General features: G+C 52.1%; 20 protein-coding genes and 1 tRNA gene. 13 read left to right on the top strand and 8 right to left on the bottom strand.

The genetic code is table 11. The features are described from left to right. Window positions 1-48: 48 nt before the first annotated feature. The 5 genes from ppk1 (at window position 49) to H575_RS06860 (ending at window position 5,469) form a co-directional block, all read left to right on the top strand. Window positions 49-2,118, top strand: coding sequence for a polyphosphate kinase 1 (gene ppk1, locus H575_RS06880; protein ID WP_052320008.1), 2,070 nt, complete (start codon window positions 49-51; stop codon window positions 2,116-2,118). Between the two features lie 55 nt (window positions 2,119-2,173). Continuing rightward, the gene (locus tag H575_RS06875; protein WP_042699922.1) at window positions 2,174-2,743 is read left to right on the top strand and encodes an HdeD family acid-resistance protein; all 570 of its coding nucleotides are present in this window, start codon (window positions 2,174-2,176) and stop codon (window positions 2,741-2,743) included. Between the two features lie 284 nt (window positions 2,744-3,027). Beyond that, window positions 3,028-3,597: a MerR family transcriptional regulator gene (locus H575_RS06870; protein WP_042699918.1), complete on the top strand. Its 570-nt coding sequence runs from the start codon at window positions 3,028-3,030 to the stop codon at window positions 3,595-3,597. Between the two features lie 71 nt (window positions 3,598-3,668). Next, the gene (locus H575_RS06865) at window positions 3,669-4,832 is read left to right on the top strand and encodes a hypothetical protein (protein WP_042699916.1); all 1,164 of its coding nucleotides are present in this window, start codon (window positions 3,669-3,671) and stop codon (window positions 4,830-4,832) included. A 139-nt stretch (window positions 4,833-4,971) separates the two neighbouring features. Next, window positions 4,972-5,469, top strand: a complete 498-nt coding sequence (locus H575_RS06860; RefSeq protein ID WP_042700188.1) for a hypothetical protein — start codon at window positions 4,972-4,974, stop codon at window positions 5,467-5,469. A gap of 58 nt (window positions 5,470-5,527) precedes the next feature. Here the strand turns inward: H575_RS06860 and H575_RS09315 are convergent, their stop codons facing one another. The 7 genes from H575_RS09315 to H575_RS06830 are packed head-to-tail and all read right to left on the bottom strand — an operon-like array spanning window position 5,528 to window position 9,509. Continuing rightward, window positions 5,528-5,710: a hypothetical protein gene (locus H575_RS09315; protein ID WP_095642078.1), complete on the bottom strand. Its 183-nt coding sequence runs from the start codon at window positions 5,708-5,710 to the stop codon at window positions 5,528-5,530. 24 nt (window positions 5,711-5,734) lie between these two features. Further along, the gene (locus H575_RS06855) at window positions 5,735-6,112 is read right to left on the bottom strand and encodes a YigZ family protein (RefSeq protein WP_042699914.1); all 378 of its coding nucleotides are present in this window, start codon (window positions 6,110-6,112) and stop codon (window positions 5,735-5,737) included. Continuing rightward, the gene (locus H575_RS06850; RefSeq protein WP_042699913.1) at window positions 6,109-6,720 is read right to left on the bottom strand and encodes a DUF5591 domain-containing protein; all 612 of its coding nucleotides are present in this window, start codon (window positions 6,718-6,720) and stop codon (window positions 6,109-6,111) included. The genes H575_RS06855 and H575_RS06850 overlap by 4 nt, the downstream gene beginning before the upstream one ends. Window positions 6,721-6,722: 2 nt before the next feature. Further along, entirely contained in the window at window positions 6,723-6,968 is a 246-nt protein-coding gene (locus H575_RS06845) for a PspC domain-containing protein (RefSeq protein ID WP_042699910.1), read from the bottom strand. 24 nt (window positions 6,969-6,992) lie between these two features. After that, window positions 6,993-7,703: a HesA/MoeB/ThiF family protein gene (locus H575_RS06840; RefSeq protein ID WP_042699907.1), complete on the bottom strand. Its 711-nt coding sequence runs from the start codon at window positions 7,701-7,703 to the stop codon at window positions 6,993-6,995. Then, on the bottom strand, window positions 7,700-8,332 hold the full coding sequence (locus H575_RS06835) for a TfuA-related McrA-glycine thioamidation protein (RefSeq protein WP_042699905.1): 633 nt from the start codon (window positions 8,330-8,332) through the stop codon (window positions 7,700-7,702). The genes H575_RS06840 and H575_RS06835 overlap by 4 nt, the downstream gene beginning before the upstream one ends. Further along, the gene (locus H575_RS06830; RefSeq protein WP_042699902.1) at window positions 8,304-9,509 is read right to left on the bottom strand and encodes a YcaO-related McrA-glycine thioamidation protein; all 1,206 of its coding nucleotides are present in this window, start codon (window positions 9,507-9,509) and stop codon (window positions 8,304-8,306) included. Before H575_RS06830 ends, H575_RS06835 begins: the two co-directional genes overlap by 29 nt. 133 nt (window positions 9,510-9,642) lie before the next feature. Between H575_RS06830 and msrB the strand changes: the two genes are divergently transcribed. The 4 genes from msrB to H575_RS06805 all read left to right on the top strand — a co-directional run bounded on the left by msrB (window position 9,643) and on the right by H575_RS06805 (window position 12,840). Next, window positions 9,643-10,632, top strand: a complete 990-nt coding sequence (msrB, locus tag H575_RS06825; protein ID WP_052320006.1) for a peptide-methionine (R)-S-oxide reductase MsrB — start codon at window positions 9,643-9,645, stop codon at window positions 10,630-10,632. 390 nt (window positions 10,633-11,022) lie between these two features. Then, window positions 11,023-12,051 carry a hydrogenase formation protein HypD gene (gene hypD, locus H575_RS06815; RefSeq protein WP_042699896.1) on the top strand — a complete coding sequence of 343 codons (1,029 nt, stop codon included), beginning with the start codon at window positions 11,023-11,025 and terminating at the stop codon, window positions 12,049-12,051. Window positions 12,052-12,061: 10 nt separating this feature from the next. Beyond that, a complete protein-coding gene (locus H575_RS06810) occupies window positions 12,062-12,721 on the top strand; it encodes an HAD family hydrolase (RefSeq protein ID WP_042699892.1) in 660 nt (219 codons plus the stop codon). A gap of 45 nt (window positions 12,722-12,766) precedes the next feature. Further along, window positions 12,767-12,840: transfer RNA gene (locus tag H575_RS06805), tRNA-Arg, on the top strand. Window positions 12,841-12,920: 80 nt separating this feature from the next. On the opposite strand, the gene H575_RS06800 is transcribed toward H575_RS06805, so the two are convergent. Next, window positions 12,921-13,712 (bottom strand): FkbM family methyltransferase, encoded by a 792-nt coding sequence (locus H575_RS06800; RefSeq protein ID WP_081406700.1) that lies wholly within the window; start codon window positions 13,710-13,712, stop codon window positions 12,921-12,923. A gap of 187 nt (window positions 13,713-13,899) precedes the next feature. Here H575_RS06800 and H575_RS06795 point away from each other — a divergent pair, with 187 nt between their 5' ends. The 4 genes from H575_RS06795 to H575_RS06780 are packed head-to-tail and all read left to right on the top strand — an operon-like array spanning window position 13,900 to window position 17,050. After that, on the top strand, window positions 13,900-14,229 hold the full coding sequence (locus H575_RS06795; protein WP_042699886.1) for an ATPase: 330 nt from the start codon (window positions 13,900-13,902) through the stop codon (window positions 14,227-14,229). Then, entirely contained in the window at window positions 14,216-16,201 is a 1,986-nt protein-coding gene (locus tag H575_RS06790) for a V-type ATP synthase subunit I (RefSeq protein ID WP_042699883.1), read from the top strand. Before H575_RS06795 ends, H575_RS06790 begins: the two co-directional genes overlap by 14 nt. A gap of 3 nt (window positions 16,202-16,204) precedes the next feature. Then, a complete protein-coding gene (locus H575_RS06785) occupies window positions 16,205-16,456 on the top strand; it encodes an ATPase (RefSeq protein WP_042699880.1) in 252 nt (83 codons plus the stop codon). Between the two features lie 15 nt (window positions 16,457-16,471). After that, a complete protein-coding gene (locus H575_RS06780) occupies window positions 16,472-17,050 on the top strand; it encodes a V-type ATP synthase subunit E family protein (protein ID WP_042699879.1) in 579 nt (192 codons plus the stop codon). The last annotated feature ends 8 nt before the right edge of the window (window positions 17,051-17,058 follow it).

Raw genomic sequence — 17,058 nt, 5'->3', positions numbered from 1 at the left:
ATAATTAAATAGTATTCAGACTATCATTGTAAAACGGAAATACAGAATATGGGAAGTATACATAAACCCGGAAAAACCCGGAAAAACAGGTATGTAAGAAAAGCCACGCGGTTTCCAAAAGAGTCGGGACGATATTTCAACCGTGAGCTTTCCTGGCTCAAATTCAATGAACGAGTATTATTCGAAGCGGAAAATACCGACAATCCCCTCCTTGAACGGGTGACCTTTCTCGGGATCGTGGCAGGAAATCTGGATGAATTTTTTATGGTCCGGGTGCCTGCGTATCAGAAAGGCGCCACCTACTCGGCTGATGAATTCAGCGAAGTGATCGGCAGCAGCACCCAGCTGGAGATGATCTACTCACGCGTCATCGTTCTGATGCGCCATATGGCCGAGGTGTGGAACAATGATCTGGTCCCAAAACTCGCTGCGGAGGGGATATTTTTCCTCCGGTATGCGGAGTGCACCGATGAGGAGAAAAAAGCCTTCAAAAAGGAGCTCGGGGAGGAGTCGTTCACCATTCTCCGGGGAGACCGGTTCTCCGACATTCAGCATGACGAGTATCTCCACGGATTTGCCATGCTCGTTCAGACAGACAAAGGGCGAGCTGTCATCCCGGTCCAGAGGATCATTGATGAGAAGGGTAGATTCGTACCGGTCGGCGATCGGAAAAATACCTTCATATTCCGTGAGGATCTGCTGAAAAAACATATCCTGTCACTGTTTCCGGATGAGACCGTGTACGCCGTGATGCCGGTTCGTCTGACGCGGGATTCGGATCTCGATCTCAAAGGCGACGATGCCGATGATCTGATCAGCGCCATCATGGATGCGCAGAAAACGCTGGCGAAACGGTATCCGAGCAGACTTGAAACGCTGGACACGATGCCGTTTGGCTATATGGCCCCTCTCGTGGATGCCCTTTCCCTTGTCCCGGAACTCGTGTATGATATGGCCGCTCCCCTTGGCCTCATCGATCTGAAAGAGTTCCCGGTAAAACGTCCGAACCTGAAATTTCCCCCGTATACCGCGTCCCTGCCGTCCGGCCTGTCCGGGAACGTATTTTCCGCGATCGCCAAAAGAGACCGGTTCATGTTCAACCCGTACAACAGTTTCGACGGGCTGATCCGTTTCATGTCGGCGGCAGCCGATGATCCTACGGTCGTAAAGATCCAGATCACGCTCTACCGGCTGGGTTCCGAGTCTCCGGTGATCGATGCGCTTTTGGCAGCGGCAAAAAATCGAAAAGATGTCACCGCCGTTGTTGAACTGAAAGCGAGTTTTGATGAAGAGACCAACTTCCGCTGGGCGACGAAACTCAAAGAGGGGGGAGTGAATGTCATAATGGGATATCCCGGCGTGAAAGTCCATGCAAAATGCTGTCTGATCACCAGGATCGAGAATGGACAGATCGTCAGATATGCAAACATCTCCACCGGGAACTACAATGCAAATACCGCAAAGATCTACGCGGATATGGCCATATTCACAGCAAATGAGGAGATCTGCACGGATGCCGCGGCAATGTTTGCGATGCTGGCCGGCACGTTCTCTTCCCCGGTCTACCGCCGGCTGATCATAAGCCCGAACTCGATGGACCAGGAGATCATCCGCAGGATCGAACGGGAAGCGGAGATTTCCGGGACGAACGGGCGCATCATCATGAAGATGAACTCGCTCACGGATCGGGACATCATCAATGCGCTGTATGCCGCCTCAGAAAAGGGTGTCAGGATCGATCTGGCGGTCAGAGGAGTATGTATGCTTCGGCCGGGGGTCGAAAAGCTCTCGGAGACGATCAGTGTGATCTCGGTTGTCAGCAGATTTCTGGAACATGCGAGGGTGTATTACTTTGAAAACGGCGGGGATCCGGAGGTGTTTATCGGCAGTCCGGATATGATGCCGAGGAATCTGCACCGGCGTATCGAGATCCTCTGTCCTATCCTGGATAAACGGATCAAAAAGGTGCTGATACAAAAAATACTCCCTGCGTTCATCGACGATCCGGTAAAGGGGCATACGCTGGATGCGTACGGGAGATATCACCCGCCTGAGCGGAGACCCGGCGAACTGAGTTCCCAGCAGAAGTTTATCGCGATGCAGAGGGCGTGGAGATAGACAGTCTTCTTTTTTTCGGATATCTTTATCATCTGTTATGTGACAGTATGTCAGTATGACAAGTGTTGTAATCATTGAGCAGGAACTCAGGCCAAATGCCTGGAAGATTCAGATCCTTAAAGCGGTCATATTTGTTCTGTTTGGAGTGTTCTGTCTCGTGTTTCCGTTCTCTGCCCTGAATCTCGGCGCCTATCTGGTCGCATTTTTCCTGCTGTTCGTTTCGATCGCAGCATTGTTTTCCGGATTTGCCGCATTCGGCGAGCCGAAGACGACCTGGTGGATGATCGTGCTTGGTGTCATAGGTATCATTATTGCAGGATATTCGTTTTTGAACCCTGCATTTATGATCACGTTCGGCACGATCTGTGTAGGAATTATCGCCCTTCTCTCCGGCCTGACCGATATCATCCTTGCCTTCAGTCAGGGACTTTCGGCAGGTATCCGTGTTCTGACCTTTATTTTAGGTGTTCTCGGCCTTCTCGTCGGACTGATCTTTCTGCTTCAGCCGGGGATCGGTGCCGAAGTTTTGGTCGTTCTCTTAGGGATCTTCCTTATCCTCGGCGGGATCGTTGCTTTCATTGAAGGTCTTCTGTTCAAAAAATTCATTGCTGAAGTGACGAACTGATCATTCATTTTTTCTTTTTGATAGGACTTATGCGGTGTTGTGATCTTGACCGAAATAAACTGACGTACGTATGAGATGCACTTCGATTTCGAGCAAGGGATTCGTTTTGACACAAGAGAAAAACCAACCGCGCCGATTCGCGGTTGGTTTTTATCTCATCTGTCCACACCCAACAACCTCCTTCCTAAATTAGGACCACACCCACACCGCGTAAGTACCATTTGAAATACCGCGAGTGCCAAACCTTTTATTATATCGGTGCAATAGAATCAAACAAGAGCAGTATGGCGGAAAATACAAAAAAAATCGCAGAGATCTCAGCAATTCTCGGCATCGACGAACAGACCTGCCGGACAATAGCAAAAGAGTATGAAGAGATCCTCCCCTGCAGGAAAATCGGAAAAGTCAGCGTCTACGAAGACAATACCGTAGACCGGTTCAGAAAGATCGCCGATCTTCAGGCCCAGGGACTCCCAAAAGAGGTGATCGTCCCGGCGATCCGCGGAGGGAAATCCCTGATGGAGCGGGCAATAGAAGATATGAAAAAGATGGGGGTGGATATCCAGACCGAACCGAAAAAAGAGGCGCCAAAACCGATTCCGCGTTCCGAGACGGAAGAGGAACTCATTCTTGCCGTTCGATCCGCCCAGACAAGCACTGCCGCAATGGAACACCGGCTTTCTGCGTTCCGGGAAAGATCCGAGGCCGATACCACTGCGATCCTTGACGCGGTCTCTTCCGTCTCTGCAGAAGTTGCAGAACTGAAAACCCAGGTGCATACTCTCTGGGATCAGATAGCTGCCCTGGAAGAGTTCCTTCGTGCATCCCAAAACAGATCTTTCTGGAAACGCTGAATCCTCAGTATACCCCCCGCAGCCCGGACACAAAACCCTAATCCCTCACGCACCAATATCTACCTGATATCATGCCCTCCCAGTGTGCCGTATGCAAAGGAAAAGGACTCTGCGGTCTGCCAAGCTGCCCGATCACGCGGCGTTTCCATGCACTGAAAGACACACGACCCGTTTCTGAATATATGGGAGCGTCTCCTTCGGTTTTCGTCGGCAGTTACGGCTATCCGCGGGTCGTCGGCGGCCCCCTTATGATCAACGATTCCGACAACCCTCTTGACTGGGTCAGACAGGGATTCTCCATCGATGATATCGTTTCCGTTCGTTCCAGAACGATCCGGGGAGGATCCGATCTGGATGTAAAGATCCCAAACATCGGCAAAGTTCAGGAGATCGCCCTTTCGGCCAGGCCGCTGGACGTCGAGGTGGCGTTTGAAAAACCGGTCTCGTTCGATATAAACTTTGACGGGACCGTCACCCCGGTCGGCATGTCGGGTGCGATGAAAAAACTGGATGTCATCGACAATGCCTCGGTTTCCCGGATCGTTGACCGATGTACCTCGGATACCGATCTCAAGGCAACCGAGGCGGCACGGATCATGTTTGAGAATGGGACGGATGTCTACAAGATCACGAATCTTTTAACTGCCGGTCTTCTCGGGGTAAAACGCCGGGTGGTCCCCACCCGCTGGGCGATTACCGCCACAGACGACATGATCTCCACCTCGATCAAGCGCGAGGTCATAAAAATGCCGGCTCTCCCCGAGTATCAGGTGTTCTCCGGGACCCTGTATGGAAATACGATTTGCTTCATTCTCATCCCGTCAAACGACTGGAGGTTCGAGATGCTCGAACGCTGGCAGAAACATTCTCTCTGGTCCGGGGACGAGGAGACCATAGTCGTTGACGGGGAGAAGGGGCTTACGAAATCGAAGTATTCCCCGATTGCCGGAGCATACTACTCGGCAAGACTCGCAGTTCTCGAGTATCTGAAAAGTATCGGGAGATGTGCACGGGTCTTGTGTATCCGGGACATTTCCGGTGAGTACTGGGCACCTCTTGGGACATGGGTCATCAGAGAAGCCGCCCATGCATCGCTTTCTTCGCCTGCTGACCGTGTTGGAACGCTTCAAGAGGCGCTGACTTCGGCCTCGCAAAAACTCGGGACCAGTTTCTGGATCCAAAAAATGGGTCTGCTCAGAGATATCAGGCAGCAGAAGACGCTCTTTGAGTTCTGAAATATCGGGCAGTCCCAAATCAACGGCGGCAGAGCCATCACAAAAATAAACTTTTCAGACAGCATATCTACATCTATTGTATGATCCGCACGCCGATGCCGGCAGTTGTCAAAAAGCATCGGAAGACGGAGGAGAAACCATGAAAGCTATCGTTTACGAATCAAACACAGGATTTACGCAGAAGTATGCAGTAATGCTGAGCGAAAAGACCGGCCTTCCGGCATTCCCGTTAGAAACGGCGAAGAACGAACTTCAGAAAGGAGAGGAGATCTTTTTCCTCGGGTGGATCTGCGCAGGGAAAGTCAGCGGGTATGCGAAAGCCGCGAAACTCTTTTCCGTGCAGGGAGCCGCCGCGGTGGGAATCATGTCTCCTGATGAGACCACGATCCCCCAGCTGAGGGAGAACAACAAGATCACCGATATCCAGCTCTTTTTCCTGCAGGGAGGGGTAGCTCTAGAAAAACTCAGCATGATCAAACGCAAGATCCTGAACATGGTGGCCAAAACGGTGGAGAAAGCCGGACCGAAGAACGAAGGCGAGAGAGAGATGATCGATGCCCTCCGGATCGGCGGGGACTTTGTCAGGGCGGAGAATCTGGATGAGATCGTTGCGTTTATTCAGGAAAAAGAGAGATAATCTTTTTTTGCATATCTCTCTCTGCCAAAAAACTGACAACTCTCAAAAAAGTATACGTTCAGGTCCGTTTCCCTTCAAGGAACTCAGCCGGAACATTGTGTTCGAACGTAGCTCTGACATCCTGCGCCCGGAGATAGCGCACCATAACATTCATCGTACAATCCTTCCACTCTGGATCCCACCACTGACAGGAACCCAGAACACAGGCCTCCTTCAGCAGCGGACATAATCTCTCACTCATAATCCATTACTTATCGCCGCAGGATTATAATGCCTTTCTTCTCTCCTCATACTCCGTCACGACACCGTTTCCCGCTTCACGAAACGCCCGCGCCACGCCGGCAGGACCAAGCTTGATCCCGCCGAAAAGCCGTGAAACGATCAGAACATGACTCGAAAGACCGTGCCGTTCCAGGATCTCGGCAAGCACGCGGCCCGGAGAGCCGACCTCCCCGTCCGCACGGCTGTCCAGAAACGTCCCAAAGGCTGCCGCATAACAGTGATGGGCTGCCTTTTTATACAGCTTTTCATGGATCTCGCGGATTGCGGCAACATCATCGACCGAATCGATCTCATACAGATGAGCGTAAAACTTCGATTTCTTCTCATCCAGTCTGACGGCCGCGACCTCCCGAAACGTCATATCTTCCTGTCCCTCATCTCAGTCAGGGCAGCTCTGAACTCATGCAGATACTCCTGCATGGAAAGACTCCCTTCCGGAAACGGACAGTCCGCATCGTAAAGCTTGTCGATCATAGGATTTGTCGGATAGATCTCCACAGGAATGCCGGTCTGATGAACGGCAGCCTCCATAGCTTTTCTGAAAAGCCCTATGCAGTAGGCTATCCGGAAGGTATAGGTATCCTGCGTCTTCTCCAGATAGCCGGCGATACGTCCCGTCTCGATCCTGAGAAAGTCATCCTTGATCTTCTGATCCTTCACATTGCCGAGCATATAATGATAATGGGCAAACGGATACATCAGTTCAAGTTCCGCAGGAACCGTCCCGCATGTGCCGAATATCACGACATGATACTTCGACTTATCCAAAAACACGTCATCAAATACGGAATGAAACAGCTTATGGCTGGGGCTCGAACTATAGGGTTTTCGCACTGCACAGGGAATAAAGATCCCGATATCCCGCGGAGCAACAGAATACTCCCTGATTATGTATTGGTATGCCTCTTCAAACTGGGGCAGATAAAACGGGGGATCGGTCAGATCCTGCGGATCCTCCGGCGGATGCATGATTATTCCTTAACTTTGAACTCGGCGTCGACGGTATTCGGGTCAAGGGCTTTTGGCCCGAGCGGGACGAAGATCCACATCAGGATATAGATCAGGATGCTTGGGATCGTCAGATAGGGAATGAGCGTGACAACGACCCAGATAAGCCGTACGAGCCAGGTCGGGGCATCCAGATATTCTGCGACCCCGCCGCAGACGCCTCCAAGGAACTTATCGGTCTGTGACCGGTGAAATGTTTCCAGTATCATGTCCTACATGTTTTTCCCGAGAGGCTATAAGGTTGTGCACACAGGACAGCGGGGACTCTTTTTCACGGTAAAGACCTCCATGGAGTTCTGCGCTCCGTCATAGAGCAGCAGTCTGCCGGCAAGCGTGCTGCCGATACCCGTGAGATGCTTGATGACCTCAGCAGCTTCGATACTGCCGATAACACCGGCTGCGGCGCCGATCACAGGCGTTTTTGCCGTGGTTTTCGCATTCTGAAATATGCACGAAAGACACGGCGTCTTTCCGGGAACGACAAGAGTCGCCTGACCGGTGAATCCGGAAACAGCGCCGTGCATCAGAGGAAGACCAAGATCCAGGGCCGCTTTGTTCAAAGCGAACCGTGCGGAAAAATTATCCATACAGTCAACGATGATATCGGCATTTCCTATCAGCCGGCGAACGGAAGCCTCGTCGATCTTTTCAGAGAGGGCCGTGACGCGGCACTCGGGATTCAGGGACTCAAGGGTCATTTTCGCGGATTCTGCTTTGGAGGCCCCGATCCGTTCTTCGGTGTGGAGGATCTGCCGGTTCATATTGGAGAGCTCGATGACGTCCAGATCACAGATCCGGATCGAACCGATCCCCGCGGCGGCAAGGTACAGAGAAGCCGGCGAACCGAGCCCTCCCGCTCCGGCGATGAACACCGTTGTGTCGTGCAGTTTCTTCTGACCCGCTTCTCCGAGGAGAGGCACCTGCCTGACGTAGCGTTCGTTCACAGCATATCCCTCACGGTTTTCAGGCACTCGACCGCATCGAGCCGTTTCTGATCAACGGAATGCTCTTTGAGCCAGGAGGTAAGCCGGGTTTTGGTTTCGTCACTGACGAGAGCGTCTTTGATGACCCGCCGGTAGGTCCGGTCGGGATAATAGATCTTTTTGCAGGCGGAAAGGAGAGCTGTCGCCTCGTCGTCTGTGATGATCCCGTCATGGCAGGCTTTGGAAAAACTCGCCCGCATATTGACCATGGGTTCGGAGAGCGCGATGCCTGTTTCCGCATCATAGACGAGTCCTACCTCGTCATCGGCGATGATCTCACCGGATCTGTACTGCTGATAGATCTTGCCAATACCGGTCATTCCGAGAGTATCCAGTTCGGATGCGCGAAGCGCCCCCATCGACGAGGAGCCAAAGACTTTGACGCCGGAACGTATCACGCCGAGAATCTCCCGGTGGCCGACAGCCTCGTCCTGGAAAAAGACGCCGTCGATGATGACCATGATATCCGCTTTCTCTGCCGCAGCAGAAGCGTCGCCGCGTTTTACCGGGGGTAAAAAGACCGCGTCAGGGAGGATGGATTTGGCAGACGCCTGATCCAGACTAGGACCGATGAAGACGACGACGTTCAATGTCCACGCACCTCTGTCCTCTGCGTTCGTTGTCGATGGTATAACACTCAAGTCCCGGAACAACGACTCTGACGACCGGGATCTTGAGTTCAGGATCCGTGAGGTCACAGACGATGACCCGGTCAAGCCCGACGGCGGCAAGATTTTTCACGATCAGCTCGATGTCGGTCTTGAAGTCACCGGAGGAGTTGTCCAAAAGCTCGGATGCGGATCTATACTCGTCGCCTTTGAACCAGTAGGCGTTCATCCGTTTGACCCGGTCATAGCCCATCATCTCGCGGAACTGGGCAAGGGTCGCATCCTCGCGTGCTCCGTGGATCTGGGTCGCCCGGCTCTGGGCAACTTCGGATAATGCCCGGATCATGGCGATCTCCGGGTTGGTGTGGGTCCCCATGCCGATGGTGAGAAGCCGGGGATCTTTGAGTTCGATATCATCGGAAACGGCGGCGATCGTTGGGATCCCGATGTCGGAGGTGATGTCTCTGAGGGTCACCTCGACTCCGGCGGCAGTGAATTTTGCGAGCATATCGGCCGCTTTTTGCGGAAGATCAGTGAGTTTTGGACCGGTGTTTCTGGTCGTCTCAACCAGAGACCAGGCATCCCGCTCGATCACTTCGGTGAGCGCATAAAAGATCGCCTCTTCCAAAGTGTTTCCCGACGCGATCCCGTTTGAACTGGTTCGAAACAGAGTGGGATAACTGAACGGATTGGGATGGATGACGGCGCAAAGCGGGAGTTTGACCGGTTCGTTATTGGTTATGTCCCATCCGTCGACCCAGGGGATCTCCAGATTCGGGTCTGTCGAATTGGGGAGGATCAGGTCTTTTGGATCGACCGCAGTCTCGGTTTTCCGGATATTGCTGTAGGAGAGATTTGCGATGTCACGGGGGATCGCTTCCGCCGAGTAGCGTTCGATCCCTTCCATGATCCCGGCGACGCGTGCCTCGGCGGGTGTCCCGCCTTTTCCATTGTATACGGAGATCGCCCCGTCGGCTGCGGTCGGGCGGATGCATGAGTATACCGGGATCCCGATCCGGTCGAGATCAGTGATGTCAGCAACGCGGGTGATTCCGGCTTCCGGAACATGCTGTTCGATCCGCCTGAGGGTCTCTTCCGGTGTGCAGCTCCGTTCGGTCCACCCGGCGTAAACTTTGGGAGATGACTGCAGTTCTATCATTGTATGAGTATCTGCGGGGAAAGCTAAAGTATGTTGCGGGGCGGCGGGCAGGCTGATGTTTTTGCCGATTACTGCCGGTTTATAGAGTTATATATACAGACCGGGAAAATACTCATACATATCAGAGGCAGCTATGGTGCAGAAAAACGAACCGACATATCTGCCCGGGGAAGGGATCTTGGTGATCTATCTTGCGGGCGGTTGTTTCTGGGGGATGGAGAAGCTAATGCGTTCGATCCCCGGCGTGATCAGGACGACTGCCGGGTATGCGAACGGTAAGACCAGCGTGATCCCGGATTATGAAACGGTATCATCCGGAAGATCCGGCTACCGGGAGACCGTCCGCGTGGAGTATGATCCGGCGAAGGTGAGTCTGGACGCTCTGCTGTTTGCGTTTTTCCGCGTGATCGATCCAACAGTGGAGAACAGGCAGGGAAACGATCATGGGACCCAGTATCAGACCGGGATCTATTTTGCCGACGAGGCATCGAAAAACACTGTTATGCGGATCGCGGAGATCGAGAGGGAGCGGCACCCGGCGTTTAAGGTGGAGATCGGACCGCTGCAGTCGTTTTATGAAGCGGAGGAGTATCATCAGCGATATCTGGAGAAAAACCCGGGCGGATACTGTCATATCGGCAGGACGGCGTTTGAGGAGGCTAACCGGATGGTCGTGGATCCGGGACGATATCCGCGCCCGAAGCCTGAAAAGATCGCAGAGATGGTGGATAAGACGGCGTTTGGGGTAACACAGAAGGGAGAGACGGAACCGGCTTTTCAGAATGCGTTCTGGGATCATGATGAGAAGGGAGTGTATGTCGATGTGGTGACGGGCGAGCCGTTGTTCACTTCATCGGACAAGTATCGGAGTTCCTGCGGGTGGCCGGCTTTTTCGAAGAGTATCGACAGCAATGCGATCGTTTCACGGGAAGACCGGTCATTTGGGATGAAAAGGATCGAGGTGAAGAGCAGGGCGGGAAATTCGCATCTCGGGCATGTGTTTTCGAATGACCGGGAGTCGCCGACGGGAACGCGCTTTTGTATTAACAGTGCTGCGCTGCGCTTTATCCCCTATGAGGAGATGGAAAAGGAGGGGTATGGGTATCTGAAAGAACTGCTGTAAGGCATGACGGGCCTGATCCGGATCATAGATGAAGAAGATGGAGTATGCAGGGTATTCGGGAAGGAGTCTGTCGTGACCGGGAACGAGGTCATCAGCCTCTCATATACTGCAGGGATCTTCTCTGCTCTTGTTCTTTTTTTGGGGGGGGTATTTTGGTTTCGTGTTTTCGTGTGGATTTCGTGAATTTGGTGTGATGAGTGGTACCACCCAAAGAATCCAATCCCACTCGCAAGTCTATCGACTTGGTCGCAAGTTTCCTTCGAAAACTTGCTCAGCTGAGGGCGACGACAAAGTCGTCACCCCGCTTCCGCTAAGGTCGGCCTCCTTCAGCGTCCAACCCGCAACTCGAAAAGATGTGATTATGTGGAGTGACGTGCAATATACATATATATGACGCTCGGCACGGATATTGCAAAAAAACTCTCCGAGGTAGTGGATACAGACATCAGGATCATGCACGTCTGCGGCACCCATGAAGCCGCCATCGCCAAATACGGCGTAAGATCCGTCCTTCCTCCCCAGATGAAAATCGTGATGGGACCCGGCTGCCCGGTCTGCATCACCCCTCAGGGAGAGATCGATGCTGCATGCGAACTTGCCGAGCGGGGCTGCATCGTCTGCACCTACGGAGACCTCCTCCGGGTCCCCGGATCCAAAACCTCCCTCGAACATGTGGACGGCGATGTCAGGATCGTCCAGGGAATAACCAAAGCAGTCGAGATCGCACGCCAGAACCCGGAAAAGGAAGTCGTGTTCATCTCCGTCGGATTCGAAACCACCGTCCCGACCGTCGCCGCGACCCTCATCACCAACCCGCCCGAGAACTTCAGCATCCTCGTCTCTCACCGGCTCGTCCCTCCCGCAATGAAATGGCTCATGGAACAAGGCGAAGCAGACCTCCACGGATTCATTCTCCCGGGACATGTCTGCGCCGTCATGGGATACCATGAATATGAACAGTTCAAGGTCCCACAGGTGGTCGCCGGATTCGAACCCGAAGACATTCTCCTCAGCCTTCTGATGCTTGCCGAGCAGATCAAAAACGGCGAAGCAAAAGTCGAGAACGCCTACCCCCGCGTCGTGACCTACGAAGGAAACGTCAAAGCCCAGAACCTCATGAAAGAGGTCTTCACCCCATCCGACGTCGAATGGCGCGGATTCCCGGTCATCCCCGAATCGGGTCTTGCCCTGAAGCCCGAGTTCGAAGCCTTCGACGCCCAGAAAAAGTTCGACCTGGTCTATGAAAAGATCACCAAAAAGGACGGCTGTATTTGTGACCGGGTCCTTCGAGGTCTCGCCGACCCCTCAGACTGCAAACTCTTCGGCAAAGCCTGCACACCGCGGGTGCCTGTCGGTCCGTGCATGGTCTCCCACGAAGGAGCATGCAGGATCTGGCATCAGTATCAGCAGAAAAAATAAAAATCCCGGTATGAAAACCTACACGAATATCGTCTTCGATCTCGACGGAACGCTTACCGATCCGGCTCTGGGCATAACCAACTCCGTCATGTATGCGCTCGAAAAATACGGGATCCCGGTACCGGACAGAAGCGAGCTGCTCAAGTTCATCGGGCCGCCCCTCATCGAATCGTTTCAGGAGTTTTACGGTCTTTCCCGCGAAGAGGCGAAGATCGCCGTCGACTATTACCGCGAATACTACCTGGCAAAAGGCATGTTTGAAAACAGCGTCTTTCCCGGAATCGAAGACCTGCTGATATCCCTCAAAGCTAACGGCAAAAACCTGATGGTGGCGACGGCAAAGGTCGAGCAGTTTGCAGAGACCGTCTTGGAACACTTCGGGATCGCGAAATATTTCACCTGTATTGCCGGCAGCGATCTGGAAAACACGATAACGCATAAAGGCGAGATCATCCTCTCGGTTTTGGAACGCTGCGAAATAACCGATAGGGAACACACCGTCATGGTCGGCGACCGGATGCACGACATGCTCGGCGCGAAATACGCTAGCATCGATTCGATCGGCGTGCTGTTTGGTTACGGCACGAGAGAGGAGCTGGAAAACGCCGGAGCCGATATCATTGCCGAAAGCGTTTCCGATCTGAAAAGGATCCTTTCACCCCAGGTATAAATACTCTCACGTGTAATATAGTAAGGCGTTCAATCTAATGCATGTGCACCGATAGGGTAGTCAGGATATCCTATGGGCCTCCGGAGCCTATGACTCGGGTTCGAATCCCGACCGGTGCGTCGTTTCTTTTTTAATGATCGTATTCTTCAAAGCAAAACTTTCCGCGTGAGCGATTCTCAAAAAAAAGAGGGGGTCAAATCTATTTCGCGAAGACCATCACCACATATCCGTTTCCGGCTGCAGCCTCCCGGCTCTTTTCCGCAAAGCCAAGCAGCTTCATCTTTTCCGCAAATGAATCCGGTGTGTTCTTTCCGTCGGCATATACCGCCGAGATGACCGTGCTCACGTTCCGGCTCAGGAACTCCGCCTCATACTGGACAACGGCATGCTCATACCCCACAATATTCATCACAAGTGATATATTCGACAGGAACCCTGCGTCTTCAGCAAGTTTTCGCACCGTTGTTGCCTCCACATCCACAGATTTCACGATCGCACCGTTTGACTTGACGATACGGTTATTCGTGATATCCGAGGTCACGGATACCGCGACCTTCGCCGATCCGTAACCGATCGCCTTCTGGACAAACGTCACGCCGAGATCGTTCATCTGTTTGGTTTTCTCCAGCGAAGGGATCAGATAGGGGTTCGGCTCGACCGAGATCTGATTCACCGGCATCGTCAGCTTATCGTTCATATATGCTGAAAGTGCGCCGATTCCCGCTCCAAGCTCGATAAGCGGGTTTTGTATGATCAGATATTCATCCGCCGCAGCAATCATCTCCGGTTCATATCCGTTTGGGTCCAGCAGAAGTTTCCAGATAAACGACCCGTCAACATATCCCGGGTCGACAAAAATCAGATTCCCGCGGATCATGACCTCACTTGGCGTCGGATTCACCAGACCCACACACCCCGCCGTCAGCATGATACCGACGACCAAAAGAGCTGAGATCAAAACTGAAACAGTTGTTCTCCCCGGCTTATTCATGGTAAACTTTCGGAGTGCAATCTATTTCTAGATATTGTTTGCCAAAGCCGGACACCCGGGCATTTTTCCGCCGGTCATATGGTATGTTCACCATAGATGGATGTTCAGACTGCAGCAAGCCCGGGTAAATAACGTAAGTATAAACATATCCGTTACCAAATAATATATGCCGTGAGAGGAGGGTTGGATGAAAACTGAGGTTCTGAAAAGCATTAAAGAAACCGAAGCAAAAAGTAAATCCACAATCACCGCAGCTGAGAGCGCCGCCGAGCAGACGCTTGCAAACGCAAAACTCGAAGCTGACAACCTGATTGCCAAGGCAGCAACCATTGCCGAGGATTACAAAAAGCAGAGACTTTTAGATGCACGGAATGTAGCAACAGCAAAGCATGCCGCTATCGTTACCCAGGGGAAGGCAGACGCCGATAACCTGATCAACGCAGGAAGCAAAAAGCTCCCGCAGGCAGCTTCGCTATTCGTAGAGCGGTTCAAGGAGAAACTGCATGTTTCAGCCTAGACCGATGACCCATTTGTTAATTGCCGCGAGCAAAGAGCAGATGGCGTCAGTTGTGACCGAATTATATCGTCACCAGATTTTCCACATCACCGATTTTGTAAATCAGGGGAAAGAAGGGTATGAAGGAGTAAAAATCGGCGTTCCATTTGGCAATGCCGGCGATCTCTCGAATAACCTGCTGAAAATACGCTCCATTGAAAGCGTATTTCAGACCGCCCCGTCAACGCAAAGCACAGTCCAGATGCGTCCTGCAGAAACGATTCGAGCAGCAATAGATAGCGAACTTCCGAAAATTGATGAAGAAGTGAGCAGTCTCACGGTAAAGCGATCGAATGCAGAGACCCGTATCCGGGAATGCGAACAGCGTATCAATGAACTTAAACCATTTGCCTTAGTGCCCCTTGAGCTTGATCTCTACCGGGGTTACGAGACTCTGAGTGTTTTTGCAGGGAGCATCGAGCATGACCTTGAGATCTCTGTTCCGCACGAGAAAAATTTTGTTGCGGGAAAAGACGGAAACTTCATAGTCGTCTTTGCAGAGAGCAAAAATGCATCAGATATTGAAAGGCAGCTGGCCGATGCAGGCTTCCAGAGTGTTTCCCTGCCGGTTGAATCCGGCACCGTACAGGCAGCAGTGGAAAAATACACTGTTGAACTGAACAAACAGACACAAATCCGCGAAGACTGCAACGCAAAGATCGTTGAACTCAAAGCAAAATACGCAGACTTACTCGCCGCTTGCGACGAAGTACTGTCCTGCGATGTGGAACGTGCCGAAGCACCGCTTCGATTTGCAACCACTGACGAAGCTTTCGTCATCGACGGCTGGATCCCGGCCGACGCAGTGGAAAAAGTCACCGCGGCGCTGAACCAGGCAACTGGTGAACGCGTTTATGTGGTCGTCGACTCCTCAGAGATTGAGGATACCGCGATCCCGGTGGAGTATAACAATCCATCGTTTGCAAAGCCCGCAGAATTATTTATGGACCTCTATTCCCGTCCGAAATACAAAGAACTGGACCCGACCATTATCCTTGCGATCATGTTCCCCTTACTCTTTGGATTTATCGTCGGCGATCTTGGATACGGTCTTCTTTATCTGGCACTTGCCCTTGTCCTTCGGAAGTTCTTACTCAAGATGGGCGAAATGGGTAAGAAAGCCTTTATAGTCATCCTTGGAGCAGCTATTTCCACGAGCGTCTTCGGACTGCTCTATAGTGAGTTCTTTGGTATGAGTCTTCCCTGGCACTCGATCATTTTCTCCCGCCACCTTCCAATTGGTGCCGGCATGGAACATGCGATGCCCCAGGTAATCGAACTGCTGATAATATCAGCCCTTCTTGGTGTAATTTACATCAGCGTTGGCCGTTTCTTCGGAATGATCAATCACTACAGAATGGATCACCCCGGAAGCCACCGGACAAAAGCAATCCTTGCTCAGCTTGGATGGAACTTTATCCTTTGGGGCATCCTGGTACTTATTCTCAGTGTGGCTGACTTAAACGAATACAGCCAGTTCCCCATTGCACTTCCCACATTAGTCGGAATCCCGACCATTGCCGGAATTATCGGTGCAATTCTGATCATCGTTGGTTGTGTGTTCGTCGCAATAGAGAACCCACTTGACCTGATGGAAATCCCAACAAACACGCTTTCCCACATGCTGTCCTTCTGCCGTCTTGCTGCAGTCGGTCTTTCATCCGTGGCGATCGCGATGGTTGTAAATTTCATGGCATTTGACTTATTCATAAGCCCGGCCATGAGCGACCTGAATGTTGTTGGTGTACTATTGATTATCGTGGGTGTCATAATTCTCATATTAGGTCACGCACTTAACGTCGCTCTCGGTATACTTGGTGGTGCTCTGCACCCGATTCGTTTACACTATGTCGAATTCTTTACCAAATTCTACCAGGGCGGAGGAATCATATACAAGCCCTTTGGACTTAAACGAAAATTCTCTGAGGAATAAAAAATGGCAATCGAATCTATGACAGTAGAAGCAGCACAGGCATTAGCATCCGGATACACCGCAATCGGCGCAGGTCTCGCAGTAGGTCTCGCAGGTGTCGGTACCGGTATTGGTGAAATGGGTATCGGCGCAGCCGCAGTCGGCGCAACCGCAGAAGACCGCGGAATGTTCGGTCTTGCATTACTCTTCACCGTTCTTCCGGAAACCGTCGTTATCTTCGGTCTCGTTATCGCACTGCTCTTGATCTTCGTCTAAGCGGAGCAGTCTGATATGGGACTTGAGGTAGTAGTAGACGAAATCAAAGCAAAGGGTGACCGAGAAGCTGCAGGCATCAAAGCCGCAGCAGAGGCACAGGCAAAAGAGATCGTCAACGAAGCAAACCTCCGTGCAAATGAGATCCGTCTCGCAGCCGAAAAAGACGCTGAGATCCAGGCAGAACGGATCATGATCCGTGAAGTCGCCAGCGCCAATTTGGTCGTGAAACGTGATTTCTTAAACGCACAAAAGGAACTTCTTGACAAAGTCTACACCAGTGCCGCCGAGGAGATCGCTAATCTTCCGGCAGAAGTACACGCAAAAGCGGTACGAGAACTCTTAAAAGAGTCTGCCAAGCAGATCAAAGCCGGTGTCGTTTTCACGAACGCACGCGACGAAAAGTCTGCAAAAGAAGCATTAAGCAGTTTAAAAACCCTGAGCGGATTTACGTTTGGAGGAATCACCGACATCGCAGGCGGTGTCGTTGTACAAAGTGCCGATGGTCAGCTCACACTTGACTTCTCATACCAGACCTTCATGGGTGAAGTCTGGGAAGCAAGTCTGAAAGATGCATCGGAGATATTGTTCGGATGAGGTAAACA

Source organism: Methanocorpusculum bavaricum DSM 4179, from assembly GCF_000430905.1.
Lineage (GTDB): Archaea > Halobacteriota > Methanomicrobia > Methanomicrobiales > Methanocorpusculaceae > Methanocorpusculum > Methanocorpusculum parvum.
Note: the sequence above shows the minus strand (reverse complement) of the source record. Positions and strands in the feature narration are given on the sequence as shown.

Coding starts and splice junctions, on each gene's coding strand:
- hypD (WP_042699896.1), top strand. CDS start 11,023: ATGACGCTCGGCACGGATATTGCAAAAAAACTCTCCGAGGTAGTGGAT.
- H575_RS06855 (WP_042699914.1), bottom strand. CDS start 6,112: ATGACGTTTCGGGAGGTCGCGGCCGTCAGACTGGATGAGAAGAAATCG.
- H575_RS06780 (WP_042699879.1), top strand. CDS start 16,472: ATGGGACTTGAGGTAGTAGTAGACGAAATCAAAGCAAAGGGTGACCGA.
- H575_RS06785 (WP_042699880.1), top strand. CDS start 16,205: ATGGCAATCGAATCTATGACAGTAGAAGCAGCACAGGCATTAGCATCC.
- msrB (WP_052320006.1), top strand. CDS start 9,643: ATGGTGCAGAAAAACGAACCGACATATCTGCCCGGGGAAGGGATCTTG.
- H575_RS06865 (WP_042699916.1), top strand. CDS start 3,669: ATGCCCTCCCAGTGTGCCGTATGCAAAGGAAAAGGACTCTGCGGTCTG.
- H575_RS06810 (WP_042699892.1), top strand. CDS start 12,062: ATGAAAACCTACACGAATATCGTCTTCGATCTCGACGGAACGCTTACC.
- H575_RS06800 (WP_081406700.1), bottom strand. CDS start 13,712: ATGAATAAGCCGGGGAGAACAACTGTTTCAGTTTTGATCTCAGCTCTT.
- H575_RS06790 (WP_042699883.1), top strand. CDS start 14,216: ATGTTTCAGCCTAGACCGATGACCCATTTGTTAATTGCCGCGAGCAAA.
- H575_RS06845 (WP_042699910.1), bottom strand. CDS start 6,968: ATGATACTGGAAACATTTCACCGGTCACAGACCGATAAGTTCCTTGGA.
- H575_RS06875 (WP_042699922.1), top strand. CDS start 2,174: ATGACAAGTGTTGTAATCATTGAGCAGGAACTCAGGCCAAATGCCTGG.
- H575_RS06860 (WP_042700188.1), top strand. CDS start 4,972: ATGAAAGCTATCGTTTACGAATCAAACACAGGATTTACGCAGAAGTAT.
- ppk1 (WP_052320008.1), top strand. CDS start 49: ATGGGAAGTATACATAAACCCGGAAAAACCCGGAAAAACAGGTATGTA.
- H575_RS09315 (WP_095642078.1), bottom strand. CDS start 5,710: ATGAGTGAGAGATTATGTCCGCTGCTGAAGGAGGCCTGTGTTCTGGGT.
- H575_RS06870 (WP_042699918.1), top strand. CDS start 3,028: ATGGCGGAAAATACAAAAAAAATCGCAGAGATCTCAGCAATTCTCGGC.
- H575_RS06850 (WP_042699913.1), bottom strand. CDS start 6,720: ATGCATCCGCCGGAGGATCCGCAGGATCTGACCGATCCCCCGTTTTAT.
- H575_RS06830 (WP_042699902.1), bottom strand. CDS start 9,509: ATGATAGAACTGCAGTCATCTCCCAAAGTTTACGCCGGGTGGACCGAA.
- H575_RS06795 (WP_042699886.1), top strand. CDS start 13,900: ATGAAAACTGAGGTTCTGAAAAGCATTAAAGAAACCGAAGCAAAAAGT.